10 protein-coding genes and 1 riboswitch are annotated in these 16,247 nt (G+C 38.7%); of the genes, 8 read left to right on the top strand and 2 right to left on the bottom strand.

Features of this window, described 5'->3' with window-relative positions:
- The first annotated feature begins 44 nt into the window (after nucleotides 1-44).
- The 5 genes from murQ to metF all read left to right on the top strand — a co-directional run bounded on the left by murQ (nucleotide 45) and on the right by metF (nucleotide 7,541).
- Nucleotides 45-854, top strand: a complete 810-nt coding sequence (gene murQ, locus JN11_RS01285; protein ID WP_144908853.1) for an N-acetylmuramic acid 6-phosphate etherase — start codon at nucleotides 45-47, stop codon at nucleotides 852-854.
- A gap of 77 nt (nucleotides 855-931) precedes the next feature.
- On the top strand, nucleotides 932-1,498 hold the full coding sequence (locus JN11_RS01290; RefSeq protein WP_144908855.1) for a hypothetical protein: 567 nt from the start codon (nucleotides 932-934) through the stop codon (nucleotides 1,496-1,498).
- Nucleotides 1,499-1,635: 137 nt separating this feature from the next.
- Nucleotides 1,636-2,367: a Bax inhibitor-1/YccA family protein gene (locus JN11_RS01295; RefSeq protein WP_144908857.1), complete on the top strand. Its 732-nt coding sequence runs from the start codon at nucleotides 1,636-1,638 to the stop codon at nucleotides 2,365-2,367.
- 133 nt (nucleotides 2,368-2,500) lie between these two features.
- Nucleotides 2,501-2,611: riboswitch (SAM riboswitch) on the top strand.
- Between the two features lie 199 nt (nucleotides 2,612-2,810).
- Nucleotides 2,811-6,500, top strand: coding sequence for a methionine synthase (gene metH / locus JN11_RS01300; protein WP_144908859.1), 3,690 nt, complete (start codon nucleotides 2,811-2,813; stop codon nucleotides 6,498-6,500).
- An 84-nt stretch (nucleotides 6,501-6,584) separates the two neighbouring features.
- The gene (gene metF / locus JN11_RS01305) at nucleotides 6,585-7,541 is read left to right on the top strand and encodes a methylenetetrahydrofolate reductase [NAD(P)H] (RefSeq protein ID WP_144908861.1); all 957 of its coding nucleotides are present in this window, start codon (nucleotides 6,585-6,587) and stop codon (nucleotides 7,539-7,541) included.
- An 83-nt stretch (nucleotides 7,542-7,624) separates the two neighbouring features.
- Here the strand turns inward: metF and JN11_RS01310 are convergent, their stop codons facing one another.
- Nucleotides 7,625-9,712: a M13 family metallopeptidase gene (locus tag JN11_RS01310; RefSeq protein ID WP_144908863.1), complete on the bottom strand. Its 2,088-nt coding sequence runs from the start codon at nucleotides 9,710-9,712 to the stop codon at nucleotides 7,625-7,627.
- Between the two features lie 327 nt (nucleotides 9,713-10,039).
- Here JN11_RS01310 and JN11_RS01315 point away from each other — a divergent pair, with 327 nt between their 5' ends.
- Nucleotides 10,040-12,676, top strand: a complete 2,637-nt coding sequence (locus JN11_RS01315; RefSeq protein WP_144908865.1) for a valine--tRNA ligase — start codon at nucleotides 10,040-10,042, stop codon at nucleotides 12,674-12,676.
- A gap of 108 nt (nucleotides 12,677-12,784) precedes the next feature.
- Nucleotides 12,785-14,590 carry a response regulator gene (locus tag JN11_RS01320; protein WP_144908867.1) on the top strand — a complete coding sequence of 602 codons (1,806 nt, stop codon included), beginning with the start codon at nucleotides 12,785-12,787 and terminating at the stop codon, nucleotides 14,588-14,590.
- 2 nt (nucleotides 14,591-14,592) lie between these two features.
- Here JN11_RS01320 and JN11_RS01325 read toward each other — a convergent pair whose 3' ends face one another.
- Nucleotides 14,593-15,045: a type I restriction enzyme HsdR N-terminal domain-containing protein gene (locus JN11_RS01325; RefSeq protein ID WP_144908869.1), complete on the bottom strand. Its 453-nt coding sequence runs from the start codon at nucleotides 15,043-15,045 to the stop codon at nucleotides 14,593-14,595.
- A 140-nt stretch (nucleotides 15,046-15,185) separates the two neighbouring features.
- Here JN11_RS01325 and holA point away from each other — a divergent pair, with 140 nt between their 5' ends.
- Nucleotides 15,186-16,208 (top strand): DNA polymerase III subunit delta, encoded by a 1,023-nt coding sequence (gene holA, locus JN11_RS01330; protein WP_144908872.1) that lies wholly within the window; start codon nucleotides 15,186-15,188, stop codon nucleotides 16,206-16,208.
- Nucleotides 16,209-16,247: the final 39 nt, after the last annotated feature.

Consider the following 16,247-nt stretch of genomic DNA (forward strand, 5'->3'; position numbering starts at 1 on the left):
TCTCAACATTTTTACCGAATTTTGCTAAAAATCATCAACCTTAAATGGAGAGAACAACAGAAAAGGATTCACTGTATAACAATCTGGAAAAGATGTCTGTATTGGAAATTCTTCAAAATATTAATAAAGAAGACCAGACCGTTCCTTTAGCTGTGGCCAAAGTGCTGCCTCAAATAGAAGCACTAGCAACAATAACGGCCGATAAAATGAAACAAGGCGGAAGGCTTTTTTACATTGGCGCCGGTACAAGTGGAAGGTTGGGGGTAGTTGATGCCTCAGAGTGTCTGCCAACTTTTGGTGTTCCGTTTGATATGGTGGTGGGCCTGATTGCCGGTGGTGATGGAGCCATCCGTGCAGCAGTTGAATTTGCTGAGGACAATGCGGAGCAAGCCTGGCTTGATCTGGGTAAATACCAGATAAATGAAAAAGATGTTTTAGTGGGTATTGCTGCTTCTGGAACAACGCCCTATGTAATAGGGGGCCTCCGTAAAGCAAATGAAAATAATGTTACTACCGGTTGTATTGTATGTAATGGCGGTAGTCCGGTTGCTGCTGTTTCTCAATATCCGGTTGAGGTAATAACCGGTCCCGAATTTTTAACCGGATCGACGAGGATGAAAGCTGGGACTGCTCAAAAGTTGGTGTTGAACATGTTAAGCACCAGTGTAATGATTCAACTAGGTAAAGTAAAGGGGAATAAGATGGTAGATATGCAATTATCTAACAGCAAGCTTATTGATAGGGGAACCCATATGGTAATGCAGGAAACCGGACTGAGCGAGGAAATTGCTGCCGACTTACTTAAAAAGCATGGAAGTGTTAGAAAAGCAGTAGAGAGTTATAAATTTGATTAATAACAAAGTAATTATTGATATGTACAGATCGAAAATCTATACATATCAATAAAATTGCAAATTTTGGAGTTAAAGAAATGCACGAAATAGAGCCATATTACAAATGGAGGGATGATTATGTTGCGGCAGAGGATGAATATTCTCCATTTTATGCAACAGAATACAGTGAATTTGAGTTTGATAAACAGGTATATAATTACCTGCTGCATCCGCAATGGGATTCATTCGGTTCAAGTACTTTGTACCTGAAAGTATTATTTGCTGATTATGAACGTTCTTATACCATAATAGAATTTATTGGGGAATGGAATGATGCCATCAATAATGATATTATGATGCTGAAGAGGGAGTTGCTGGATCTGATGGTTGACAGTGGTATCAAATATTTTATTCTGATAGGAGAGAATGTACTCAATTTTCATTCATCTGATGATTGTTATTATGAAGAGTGGTTTCAGGATGTGGAAGATGGCTGGATAGCCGGAATCAATTTCAGGGAGCATGTAATAGATGAATTTAAACGGAACAATATCGACTATTATATCAATTTTGGTGGTGTGCTTGATGATTTGGCATGGAGAACGCTTAAGCCTATACAGGTATTTAAAAAGGTTGAAGAACAATTGATACGCAGACTGAATTAAGATTAAACCCGGCTTTCAACATAGAAACCAATCTTTAACTGCAAGCGTATAATCGGCCAATTAAACTTTTTCTTATATTGCTCATCTAATATCCCGAATCAATACTTAAATTTGAATAATTAATTTTTTTATAAAAAATGGAAAATAACAGACCTGATTACGTTTACGACAACGTAATGCAAATAAATGATGCTGACGCATCACGTAAATTTTTAGCTAACGTGTTTATGTGGATGTTTGTGGCTTTAGGCATATCTGCACTTTGTGCTTATGTGTTTGCTAATAGCCCTGCATTCCTTTCAACCTTAGTTGATGCAGATACGCATCAATTAACTGGTTTTGCTTACATTATTATGTTTGCGCCACTTGCATTTGTACTTTTAATGAGATTTGGCCTTAACCGTATTTCGTACCCGGTGTTAGCTTTACTATTCGTTGCCTACGCAGCTGTAACTGGAATGAGTTTAAGCTTTATACTATTAGCTTACACAGCATCATCTGTATTGGGTGTATTCTTAACTTCTTCGGTAGTATTTGGTGTTATGGCAATTGCCGGTTACACAACAAAAACTGATTTAACTAAATTCGGCTCCATATTAATTATGTTCCTGATTGGTATAGTTGTTGCAAGCTTAGTAAATATGTTTTTACATAGCAGTGGACTGGACATGATTATCAGTTATGTTGGTGTTGCCGTGTTTGTTGGCTTAACTGCTTACGACGTTCAGAAACTGAAAAATATTGGTGCTGGTTTAACTTATGGTGATGCAACAGCTTCAAAAATGGCATTAATGGGAGGTTTAACATTATATCTTGATTTTATCAACTTATTCCTAATGTTACTGCGTATTTTTGGCAGAAGAAAATAATCAATAAAACGATTTTAAAAGAGCTGCCTGATAAAAACGGGCAGCTTTTTTTATGCACTAAAATTACGTTATAATGAAGGTTGGGGACTTAACACCCTATTGCATATTAACTGTTTATTACGCATCTTTGCGGTGCTTATGGAGAAAGACGGAGGGATTAGACCCTGCGAAGTCTTGGCAACCTGTGCTTACAAGGTGCTACATTCTACTCGGCTGGTAATTACACCATCGGGAAAGATAAGCGAAAGTCATTATACAACCGACTTTTCGATATAAGCTTTATTTTTTGTGATTACACTGATTAAATTTTGATTACACAGATTTGTTGTTGATTGCACTGATAATTTTACATTGTAGAGATCGGTGAAATCAAAAAAAAGAATCAGTGTAATCATTCAAGAAAATCGGTGAAGTCATCCAAAAAGAATCGGTGAAATCATAAAATGAGTATTAAAAAAGAATTAGAGAAACGCATCCTGGTAATTGATGGAGCAATGGGCACCATGATACAGCGTTACGAATTATCGGAAGATGATTTTCGTGGCGAGCGTTTTCGTGATCACGCTTCTGATCTTAAAGGAAATAACGACTTACTGAATATTACACGTCCTGACGTGATTAAAGCTATTCATGCCGAATATCTGGATGCCGGGGCCGACATTATTGAAACCAATACCTTTAGTACCCAGCGTATTTCTCTTGCAGATTATCACCTGGAAGAACTGGCTTATGAACTAAGTTATGAAGGTGCGCGTTTGGCTCGTGAAGTGGCCGATGAGTATACTCAAAAACAACCCAACAAGCCTCGTTTCGTAGCGGGTGCAGTAGGCCCAACTAACAGAACTGCATCACTTTCACCAGACGTAAATGATCCAGGCTATAGAGCAGTTACTTTTGATGATTTGGCTGAGGCTTATTATGACCAGGTACGCGGATTGGTTGATGGCGGCTCGGATTTGCTTTTAATAGAAACCATATTTGATACCCTGAATGCAAAAGCAGCCTTATTTGCCATTGACAGATATGCTCATGAATCAGGCAAGCAATTGCCGGTAATGATTTCAGGTACCATCACCGATGCTTCAGGACGTACATTATCGGGCCAAACGGTTGAGGCTTTCTGGAACTCTGTCCGTCATGCTAATTTGCTGTCGGTAGGTTTAAACTGTGCCTTAGGAGCAAAAGAAATGCGACCGCATTTGGAGGAATTATCAACAAAAGCAGATGTATTTATATCGGCCTATCCGAATGCCGGTTTACCAAATGAGTTCGGTCAGTACGACGAAACTGCTCATGAAACCGCCCATCAGGTTGATGATTTTATGAAAGCTGGGTTGGTAAATATTGTAGGTGGTTGTTGTGGCACTACTCCTGATCACATTAAATGTATTGCTGAAAAAGCCGCTAAATATTCACCTCGTTTGAAGCCCGAAATTGAGTCCTATCTCCGTTTAAGCGGACTGGAAGCGGTTACCCTAACTCCCGAAACCAACTTCGTAAACATTGGTGAACGTACCAATATTACAGGTTCACCAAAGTTTTCAAAACTCATATTGGCCGAAGATTATGAGGCTGCATTAGCTGTTGCATTGCAACAAGTGGAGGGTGGCGCACAGGTTATCGATATAAACATGGATGAAGGGATGATTGATTCGGAAGCTGTAATGGTTAAATTTTTGAACCTGGTAGCTTCTGAACCAGATATCGCTAAACTGCCTATTATGATCGATTCATCTAAATGGACGGTTATTGAGGCTGGTTTAAAATGTTTGCAGGGAAAAGGTATTGTTAACTCCATCTCTCTAAAAGAGGGTGAGGATAAGTTTAAAGAATATGCCCGTAAAATTTTGAGTTATGGTGCCGCTACTGTGGTAATGGCCTTTGATGAAAAAGGACAGGCGGATTCTCTTGAACGCAGAAAAGAAATCTGTGAGCGTTCCTACCGAATTTTGGTTGATGAAATTGGTTTCCCCCCACAGGATATTATATTCGATCCTAATATATTAACCGTTGCAACCGGGCTTGAAGAGCATAACAACTACGCGGTTGATTTTATTGAAGCAACCCGCTGGATAAAACAAAACTTACCCTATGCCAAAGTAAGCGGCGGTGTAAGTAATATATCCTTCTCCTTTAGGGGAAACAACGTAGTGCGCGAAGCAATGCACTCTGCGTTTTTATACCATGCTATTAAAGCAGGTTTGGATATGGGTATTGTAAACGCCGGTATGCTGGAAGTTTATGAACAGATTCCACAAGACTTGTTAGAACTTGTTGAAGATGTATTGCTGAATCGTCGCGATGATGCAACTGAACGTTTGGTTGAATTTGCAGATACCATCAAATCAAAAGGCAAAGAAATAGTAAGGGACGAGGAGTGGCGCAAAGCACCGGTTGCTGAGCGTTTATCGCACTCATTGGTAAAAGGTATCATCGAATACCTGGATGATGATGTGGAAGAAGCAAGGCTGCAGTATGCCAAGCCGCTGGAGGTAATTGAGGGTCCGCTTATGGACGGAATGAATGTAGTAGGCGACTTGTTTGGTGCAGGGAAGATGTTCTTGCCACAGGTAGTAAAATCAGCACGTGTAATGAAAAAGGCCGTTGCTTATTTATTGCCATTTATAGAGTTGGAGAAACAACGGGTTATTGATGCCGGCGAAGATTCAAGCGATAGCCGGGCCAATGCTGGCAAAATATTAATGGCTACTGTAAAAGGCGATGTGCACGATATCGGCAAAAATATAGTAGGCGTGGTTTTAGCCTGCAACAACTTTGAGGTGATAGACTTGGGCGTGATGGTGCCTGCACAGAAGATAATTGAGGAAGCCAAAAAACAAAATGTGGATATCATCGGTCTGAGTGGTTTAATTACCCCTTCGCTGGATGAAATGGTGCATTTTGCCAAGGAAATGGAGCGTGAAGGTTTTACCATTCCTTTAATTATTGGCGGAGCTACCACTTCCCGTATACACGCTGCTGTAAAGGTTGATCCGCATTATTCAGGACCTGCCATTCATGTACTGGATGCTTCACGCAGCGTAACTGTTTGTAGCAGCTTAATGAGTAAGGAAAACCGCGGTGCCTACATTCAAGGTATAAAAGATGAATATGCAAAAGCCCGCGAAGCGCATCTGAACAAAAAATCAGATAAACGCTTTGTGACTATTGAAGAAGCAAGAAACTCGAGATTCCAAATCAGTTTAGACGGGGATGTTGCGCCAAAGCCAGCATTTACAGGTACTAAGGTATTTGAAGATTTTTCATTGGATGAATTGGTTCCCTATATCGACTGGACGCCATTTTTCCATACCTGGGAATTACGTGGCAGTTATCCGAAAATTTTCAACGATAAGTACGTGGGTGTTGAAGCTAAAAAGCTGTTTGATGATGCACAAGTATTATTGAAAAGAGTTGTAAGCGAAAAACTGTTTAAAGCAAAAGGTGTAATCGGTTTTTGGCCAGCAAATAGTGTGGGTGATGACATTGAACTTTATACTGATGATACCCGCACAACCTTGCTTACCCGTATCCATACTTTACGTCAGCAGGCCGAAAAAGTAAAGGGCGAGCCATATTATGCATTGTCAGATTTCATCGCACCAAAAGAAAGCGGTGTACCTGATTATTGGGGTGGCTTTGCCGTTACCACAGGTATTGGTTGCGATGAACTGGTTGCTGAATTTGAAAAAGATCATGACGACTATAACAGCATTATGGCCAAAGCTATTGCTGATCGTTTAGCTGAAGCTTTTGCCGAAAAAATGCATGAGCTGGTACGTAAAGAGTATTGGGGATATGCCAAAGGCGAGCATTTAGGTACCGACGAACTGATCAAAGAAGAATACCAGGGAATTCGCCCGGCACCGGGATATCCTGCCTGTCCGGATCATACCGAGAAAACAACCTTGTTTGAATTGCTAAAGGCCGAAGAAAATGCAGACATGCATCTAACCGAAAGCCTGGCGATGTTGCCGGCAGCAGCCGTAAGCGGGTTTTATTTTGCACACCCGCAGGCTCGTTATTTTGGCTTGAACAAGATCAGTAAAGATCAGGTGGAAGATTACGCCATACGTAAAAATATGCCGTTAGAAGAAGTTGAACGCTGGCTTGGGCCAAATTTGAATTATTAAGCCACTGACCCCGAGAGGGTGAGCAAAACAAAAAAAATATCACAACTAAATATAAAAAATTCCCCCTTAAGGGGGGTAGGGGGTATGAAAATAACCGAACACATCAGCAACGCTAAAGGCAAAACACTTTTTTCTTTTGAATTGATACCACCTTTAAAGGGACAAAGTATCCAGGGGATTTATGATGCCATTGACCCTTTAATGGAATTTAAGCCGCCCTTCATTGATGTAACTTCACTGCGTGAGGATTTTATTTATAAAGAACATTCAAATGGCTTGCTGGAGAAATTAAGCTATCGTAAACGACCAGGCACTATTGCTATTTGTGCGGCAATTATGAATAAGTACAAGGTGGATACAGTTCCTCACTTATTATGCGGAGGCTTTACCAAAGACGAGACAGAGAATGGCCTTATTGATTTGCAATTTTTAGGAATTGAAAATGTGTTGGTTTTGCGTGGAGATGCCCGTAGAGGGGATGCTTCCTTTGTGCCAACACCAAACGGTCATAATTATGCTACCGATTTGTTACAGCAGGTAGTTAATTTAAACAATGGCATTTATTTACACGAATCTAATGACGAAATTCTGAAAACAAGTTTCTGCATTGGTGTGGCAGGGTATCCTGAAAAACATTTTGAGGCGCCGAATCTGAAAACTGATTTCAAATACCTAAAGCAAAAGGTAGATATGGGGGCCAACTTTATTGTTACCCAAATGTTTTTTGACAACCAGAAATATATCGACTTTGTAAATAGTTGCAGGGCTAACGGAATTAATGTACCTATTATTCCGGGTTTAAAACCGGTTGTTAATTCAAAGCAATTGGTTAACCTGTCAAAAACTTTTCATATCGATATGCCTGAAGATCTTTGCGATGCAGTAAACAGTTGCAAATCAGAAAAAGAAGTAAGAGAAGTAGGCATAGAATGGACAATAAACCAATGTAAAGAGCTGATAAAATTTGGAGCACCAGTATTACATTTTTATACCATGAGCAATGCAGGGCCAACCAAAAAAATAGCTGAAGCAATATTTTAAAATAAGAAGGGGCGGAAAATTTCCGCCCCTTCTTATTTTATGTAACATGTAAAGGCCAATTTTTAGTGCCTTTGCATTATATCTTACCAAACTTTCGTTCTGTCCTCAGGTTTCTTGTACATCTTATCGCCTGGTTTAATACTAAAGGCAGTGTACCATGCATCAATATTGGTTAATGGCGCATTGGTTCGGTATTGTTCAGGAGAGTGCGGATCAACTAAAATCCTTTGTGCCGCAGCTTCCGGACGTTGAGAACCTCTCCAAACCTGGGCCCATGACAAGAAGAAACGTTGATCAGGAGTAAAGCCATCAATCTTTTTAGTTGATTGTCCTTCTTTGGTTTTCTTAAAGGCAGCATAAGCAACATTCAATCCGCCCAAATCAGCAAGATTTTCACCTAATGTTAATTTACCGTTTACGTGTAAAGTGTCTAACACAGTAAATCCATTGTATTGGGCAACAACCTGGTCAGCACGGGTTTTAAACTTATCTGCATCATCTTTGGTCCACCAATCACGTAAAGTTCCGTCAGCATCATATTGACGACCCTGATCGTCAAATCCATGGGTCATTTCGTGACCGATAACTGCACCTATACCACCATAATTTACAGCATCATCAGCTCCAAAATCAAAGAATGGAAACTGCAATATACCTGCCGGGAACACAATCTCATTATTTACCGGGTTGTAATAAGCGTTTACAGTTGGCGGCGACATGCCCCAACGGGTTTTATCTACCGGTTTGTTAATCTGGCTAACACCATAGTTATATCTCCAGATAGAAATCGCCCTTAAATTACCCACATAATCATTACGGGTAATTGTTAAACCTTCATACAACTGCCACTTGTCTGGGTAACCGATTTTTACAGTAAATGCATTTAGTTTTTTAAGTGCGCGTGCTTTGGTAGCATCGCTCATCCAGGTTAAGTTTTGAATTCGCTCGCCCAAGGTAACCTTCAGGTTATTTACCAGATCAACCATGTATTGTTTAGCGGCCGGGGTAAAGTATTTAGCTACGTATAACTGGCCCAATAATTCGCCAATGCTGCCATCAACCAGGCTAGACATACGCTCGTTACGTGGAGTTTGTACTTTCTGGCCGCTCAGAGCACTTGAAAAGGCAAAATTAGCCTCAACAAAAGGATTGCTTAGGGCCGATGCTGAGCCTTTTAAAATATTCCATTTTAAATAAACTTTCCAATTATCTATTGGTGTTGCGGCCAATAAAGTGTCCTCAGTTTTGAAAAATGCAGGCTGTCCAACGTTCATGGTATCCTGTCCGGCAACTTTCATCTGCGGTAATAGCTCAACCCAGTTTAAGTGCGGGGTGGTTTTTGCAAAGTCAGCAACGGCAAATTTGTTATAGGTGACATTTGGATCGCGCATGGCAACACGGCTTAATTGTGCTTTAGCCAGGGCTGCCTCAATGCTGAATATGGTAGCTGCATTTTTAGCTGCATCTTCTTGACTGCTGCCTGTTAATGTAAAAAGCGCAATAATATATTGTTTATAGGCATCCTGGATCTTTTTGGTACGCCCATCGCTCTTTAAATAATAATCGCGATCGGGTAGGGTAGTACCACCCTGGTTTATGCCCGCAACATGTTTGGTTACATGTTTTTCATCCTGGCTAACACCAAAACCAAACAACGGACTTCCTTCACCATTTGTACGTTCAAACACGGCTTCGGTAATCACTCCATTCAAGTCAGTTATTTTGTCAATCCGCTCTAAATCTGCTTTTATAGGATTATAGCCTAATTTTTCAATTGCTACACTATCCATTCCGCTGGCATACAAATCACCTACACGTTGCTCCAGGCTGCCAGCAGGATGTGTGGTTTTACTTACCTCATTTAATATACCTAATAGTCGGTCGGTATTTTCCTGGTGAAGGATGTTAAAGCTTCCCCAGCGGGTTTCTTTAGCTGGTATGGCATTTTGTTTTATCCAGTTACCGTTGGCGTATTCAAAAAAGTTGTCGCCAGGGTTAACGGTCAGATCCATATTAGCAGGATCAATAAATTTTTTAGGTGGAATAGCTATGCTTTTTGGCTTGCTTTTTCCTTTGCTTTTCTTACCGCCACCGGCAGCAAAAGCATTAACCGATAAGCCTATTAAGCCAATCAGCATAAAATTAGTTAGTTTGGTCAGTTTCAGTTTCATATCTTTTTAACAAAAACTTAAAGATAATAATTTGACTCGTGCATACAAGTAAGCATAATCCCTGTGCTTGGCAGTTAAGCTATTTTATTAAAAAGGATAATACCATCTTCTTCATATCCTTTTGAAAAAGTGCTGTAAATGCTATCGTTTTCTTAATAAGGAGTACATTTTATAGGTCGAATTTTTGATTGTAAAAATGTTGTTGCCTGTTTAGAGGCTAAGCTCAAATCTTTTCCAAAGGAGATGACTTGAAAAAAAGATTAAAAAAGCGTTCTCTTTAGGATAGAGGTTTGGGCTAAGGCTCAGAAAAAGCTATTTTTGCACATTATGAGTATTTCTAAAACATATCTGCCTAAAGAGACCGAAGAAAAGTGGTACAGTTACTGGTTAAAGCATAACTTTTTTAAATCAGTACCTGATGAGCGCGAACCTTACACTATAGTTATACCGCCACCAAACGTCACCGGTGTTTTGCACATGGGCCATATGTTAAACAATACTATTCAGGATGTTTTAATCCGTCGTGCCCGTATGAAAGGTAAAAATGCCTGCTGGGTGCCCGGAACAGATCATGCCAGTATTGCTACTGAAGCAAAGGTTGTAGCCATGCTAAAAGAACGTGGCATCAGCAAAAAAGACCTTACCCGTACGGAGTTTTTAAGCTATGCCTGGGAATGGAAGGAAAAGTACGGTGGTATTATTCTAGAACAACTTAAAAAACTGGGCGCATCATGCGACTGGGACCGTACCCGTTTTACCATGGAGGATGATTTATCTGAAGCGGTGATTGATACTTTTATTCATCTGTATAAAAAAGGTCAGATTTATCGTGGCGTACGTATGGTAAACTGGGATCCGCAGGGAAAAACGGCGGTATCAGATGAAGAGGTTATCCGTAAAGAGGTTAATCAAAAACTTTATTATATCCGTTATACTATTCAGTCGGGAACCAATAGCGAACCAGGATATCTGGTGGTAGCTACTACCCGCCCTGAAACAATTATGGCCGATGCCGCAATCTGTATCAACCCTAATGATGAAAGATACCTGCATTTGCATGGCAAGACTGTTTCAATACCTTTAATTAACAGGGAAATCCCGGTTATACTGGATGAGTATGTAACCATGGATTTTGGTACCGGCTGTTTGAAAGTTACTCCGGCGCATGATTTAAATGACTATGAGCTTGGGCAAAAACATAACCTGCCGGTTATTGATATTTTGAATGATGATGGAACACTGAATGAAAGTGCACAGATACTGGTAGGGGAAGATCGTTTTGTGGCCCGTAAAAAAATTGCGATATTACTTGAAACAGATGGTTATCTGGATAAAGTAGAAGATTACAAATCACAAATTGGTTTTTCTGAACGTACGGATGCCGTTATCGAGCCCAAATTATCAATGCAATGGTTTTGCAAGATGGATGAAATGGCTAAACCCGCATTGGATTATGTTTTGAAAGGTGATATAAAGCTCATCCCTGAAAAATTCATCAACACCTACCGTCATTGGATGGAAAATGTGAAAGATTGGTGTATTAGTCGCCAATTATGGTGGGGGCAGCGTATACCAGCCTGGTATTTACCAAACGGCCAATTTGTAATTGCAAAAACGCTTGAAGAAGCATTTGAAGCGGCTAAAAGTATCCTTCCGGAGGTTAAGGCTGAAGAATTGAGACAGGATGAAGATGTGCTGGATACCTGGTTTTCTTCGTGGCTATGGCCAATATCAGTATTTGATGGTTTTAAAGATCCCAACAATGCAGATATAAATTATTACTATCCAACCAATGATCTGGTAACTGCTCCAGAAATTTTGTTTTTCTGGGTTGCCAGGATGATAATGGCTGGGCATGAGTTCAGAGGTGAAGTTCCGTTCAAAAATGTTTATTTAACCGGGATAGTGCGTGATAAAATTGGCCGTAAAATGTCAAAATCATTAGGCAATTCGCCAGATCCTTTGGACTTAATAGAGAAGTACGGTGCAGATGGGGTAAGGACGGGAATGCTTCGTAGTTCACCGGCTGGTAATGATTTAATGTTTGATGAAAGTCACTGTGAGTGGGGTCGTAATTTCTTTAATAAAGTTTGGAATGCTTTCAGACTAGTTAAGGGCTGGGAGGTTGATGATAAGCTTGAAAATAAAAATAAGGTTGCTATTGAATGGTTTGAAAGCCGGTTTAATGAGTCGTTGATTGAGATTGAAAGTAATTTTGCTCAATATCGTATTTCAGAGGCTTTAATGACCACTTATAAGCTGGTATGGGACGACTTTTGCGCCTGGTACCTGGAAATGATAAAACCTGCTTATGAGCATCCGATTGACAGGGAAACATTAAATACCACTATAGCATATTTTGAGAATATTTTAAAAATTCTGCATCCGTTTATGCCATTTATAACAGAAGAGTTGTGGCATGACGAGCTTTTTGGCGAACGTACAGATAACGATTGTTGTATCGTTGCTCAATTACCAAGCAATGGGAAAATTAATTCCCGTGTATTATCTGAAATTGAAATAATAAAGCAAGTTATCACCCAGATAAGAAATATTCGAAATAATAAACAAATATCTCCTAAAGAGAAATTATCGCTTTCGGTAATGGAAAATTCTGTTGTTAACTATAAAGAATATGAATCGATCATAGCCAAATTAGGAAATATTGAGAGTTTGGAAATAGTTGCGGATAAAGTAGTTGGTGCTGTGAACTTTATGGTTTCAACAGATGAGTTTTATGTACCGTTAAATGAAAATATTGATCCGGTTGCAGAATGTGCCCGTTTACAAAAAGAGAAAGAATACTTAATTGGTTTCTTAAAATCGGTTAACTCTAAGTTAGGAAACGAACGGTTTATGGCTAATGCTAAGCCCGATGTTATTGATATAGAATTAAAGAAAAAGGCTGATGCTGAGGCAAAACTAAAAATACTGGAAGAAAACATTTTGGCTTTGGCTTGTTAATTGCATATAGATTTGCGATAAATTATTGGTGGGAGGGCATTCATCTTTCCTCACCATTTCTTAATGCAAATTTTTATATTGAAATTTAACTAATAAGCCATAACCTTAATGAGCAGGGAAGTCAATTTTTTTAATTTTTCAATCAGTAAAATACTTTCAAAAGATCAGTCAATTCTTGATCAGGCCCGCATACGTCTTTTATATTATGGTTTTTGGATCGTAGCTGTAGCAACAGCGGGCTTGTTTATCAATGTTTATTTTCAACATCAGGTTTTATTATCTATCACCGCAGGTATACTGTTTGTATCAGTTGCCGTATTATTTAAATATCTAACCTATAAACCCCAATGGAGGCCAATATCGCATGCATTGCTGGTAATTGCCACGCTTATCAACTTAAATAACGTATTTATAGCATTACAAAACGTTGATATAATTACAGTTCAAATTATATTACTCATCATATTGTTCAGTTTTTACATGCTTGGGCAAACCTGGGGCCTGGTTTATACTTTGTTAAATCTTATTCCAGTGCTGGCCTTTATGGTGATGGAATATAATACGAGTTATTTTATAGCCTTACGCCCCGAAAAAGTAGATCAATCGACTATCATCATCAGTATTTTCGCCAATTTTATTATCATTGTTTATATCCACAGCCATTTCTATGGCGCATTCTTTAATAACATTAAGCAGTTAAAAGAAACCGGGGAGGAGCAGCTCAGATTAAATGCACAACTTGAACTGGCTATTGATAAAGCGGAGAAATCATCGCAGGTAAAGTCTGAATTTTTGGCAACCATGTCGCATGAAATCAGAACGCCGCTTAATGCTATTATCGGCATGAGCAATTTAATGATTATGGCCAATCCAAGGCCTGATCAGCGCGAAAACTTAAATGTATTGAAGTTTTCTTCCAATAATCTTTTGGCTATTGTAAACGATGTGCTCGATTTTAATAAAATAGAATCGGGCAAAGTGGTTTTTGAAAATACAAAGTTTAATATTATTGAGCTGATGCAAAATATTTGCGGAGCTGAAATATTAAAGGCGGAACAAAAAGGGCTAACATTTACCTTGAAAATCGATCCTCAGTTACAGAATAAAGTACTTTTCGGCGACCCAACACGGGTGAGCCAGATTCTTTTTAATCTGATTAGCAATGCTATAAAATTTACACAAAAGGGTAATATTTGGGTAAAAACATCTCTTTATGAAGATAAGCACAATACGGTTATAATAAATTTTGTAGTAAAGGATACCGGTATTGGTATTGAAAAAAGTAACCTTGAAAGTATTTTTGAACCCTTTACACAAGAGTCAATTACCACCACACGTCAATATGGAGGTACCGGATTAGGTTTGGCCATTGTTAAACGGTTACTTGAGTTACAAGGGTTAAATATGAATGTAACCAGTAAAGTTGGTGAAGGATCTGAATTTTCATTTAATATGGAATTCCCGGTATCCACAGAAAAAATGAAACCGAGTGGCGAAAAATATTCTTTACTTCAAAATAATGAGGTATTAAATTCACTACGGGTTTTGATTGCTGAAGATAATCCGGTGAATGTTTTGTTAATGAAAAAATTATTATCAAAATGGAATATTTTACCTATGATAGCTGAAAATGGTGAACGGGCTATTGAAATTTTGCAATATGGCAATTTTGATATTATTTTAATGGATCTTCAAATGCCGGTAATGAATGGCTTTGATGCGGCCAGAGAAATACGGAGATTACCTGATCCTAAAAAAGCAAGTATACCCATCATAGCTCTTACTGCAGCTGCTTTAAATGATATAAGGGAACAGGTTTTAAATGCCGGAATGAATGACTATGTATCAAAGCCGTTTAAGCCCGAAGATTTAATGGAGAAAATTCATGGATTGGTTGTAGCTGTACACTCATAATGCTACTTATATTCTGGTAATTCTTCAATAAATTTATAATTTCCTTTAATAAAGTCAATACTGCAATAAAAATGCTGTAGGCCATTGGTAACCGCCAATAAGTTTACCTTATGTACCATATTGTACCGGGCTACCTGGTCAAACGTGCTTTGATCAATAGTTACCGATGGTGCCTTGCACTCAACCAATAAAATTTTCTCTCCGGCTGAATTGAAAACCACAATATCAGACCTTTTAGCCTTTCCATGTAACTTATGGCCACCTTCCAGTTTTATTAGTGTTTTTGGGTACTTTTTTTGTTGGATAAGATATTGCACAAAATGTTGCCTTACCCACTCTTCGGGAGTAATGATGATATTTCTTTTCCTGATTACATCAAACATTATTAACTGACCATTCTGATCACTTATTTTAAATGGGTAAGGGGGTAAATGAAGCGGCAGCAGCAATTCCATATTGCGAAAGTGATTATTTTATGGTTCTAATCCTAATGAATGAACAAGAGTGTATCATATTAAGCAGCGCTTGTATTTACTGTTTGACCGATCACTATTCCATTTATCATTCACAATAAATCTGTAATTTGCACCTTGAAATGACTGCAACGGATTTACTTAAAGACCTCAAAAATAAAAAATACAAACCTCTGTACTTACTACATGGGGACGAACCTTATTTTATTGACCTGGTAAGCAATTTTGTAGAGCATAAGCTTTTACATGACGCAGAAAAGGGATTTAATCAAACGGTGCTTTATGGGAAAGATACAGATATCATGACGGTACTTAACGCTGCTAAACGTTACCCAATGATGGCTGATTACCAGGTGGTATTAGTAAAAGAAGCCCAGGACATGAAGTGGGGAAGTGATGATGCAGACAAAAAGGGGATGAATCCTTTGTTGAGTTACCTGGAGAACCCATTGCCCAGCACAATATTGGTGTTTTGCTATAAGTATGGCAAATTTGATAAGCGAAAAAAAACCTATAAGGCGATTGAAAAAAACGGAATCATCTTTGAATCAGCTGCATTATATGATAGTAAAATACCTGCCTGGATAGAAGGTTTTATAGCCGAAAAAGAATACAAAATAAATCAACAGGCCAGCATGATGTTATCTGAATATTTAGGGAATGATCTGTCGAAAATTGCCAACGAACTGGAAAAACTAAAGTTGAATGTTTCCTCAGGTCAGGAAATAACGCTCAAACATATTCATGATAATATAGGCATCAGTAAGGAGTATAATGTTTTTGAACTACAAACAGCGCTAGGCAAAAAAGATGCTTTTAAAGCCAATCAAATCATTAATTATTTTGAAGCAAACCCTAAGGCCAATCCAATCGTATTAGTTTTGGGTAATTTGAATAACTTTTTTAGTAAAGTACTGATTTATCATTATGTAAGGGATAAATCACAGCAAAACCTTGCCCGTGAGCTAGGCATAAGTCCTTATTTTGTGAAAGACTATGAACAAGCTGCCCGAAGCTATAATTACGGAAAAACCATGCAGATTATAAGTTATCTGCGCGAGTATGATCTTAAAAGTAAAGGTGTAGATTCTACTACGGACCATGGCGGCTTGATGAAAGAATTGGTGTTTAAAATTTTACATTAAAAAGGTGTGAAACAAAATTTTACCAAAGTGGTTGTATAG

The organism is Mucilaginibacter frigoritolerans (assembly GCF_007830615.1).
In the GTDB taxonomy this organism is placed as follows: domain Bacteria; phylum Bacteroidota; class Bacteroidia; order Sphingobacteriales; family Sphingobacteriaceae; genus Mucilaginibacter; species Mucilaginibacter frigoritolerans.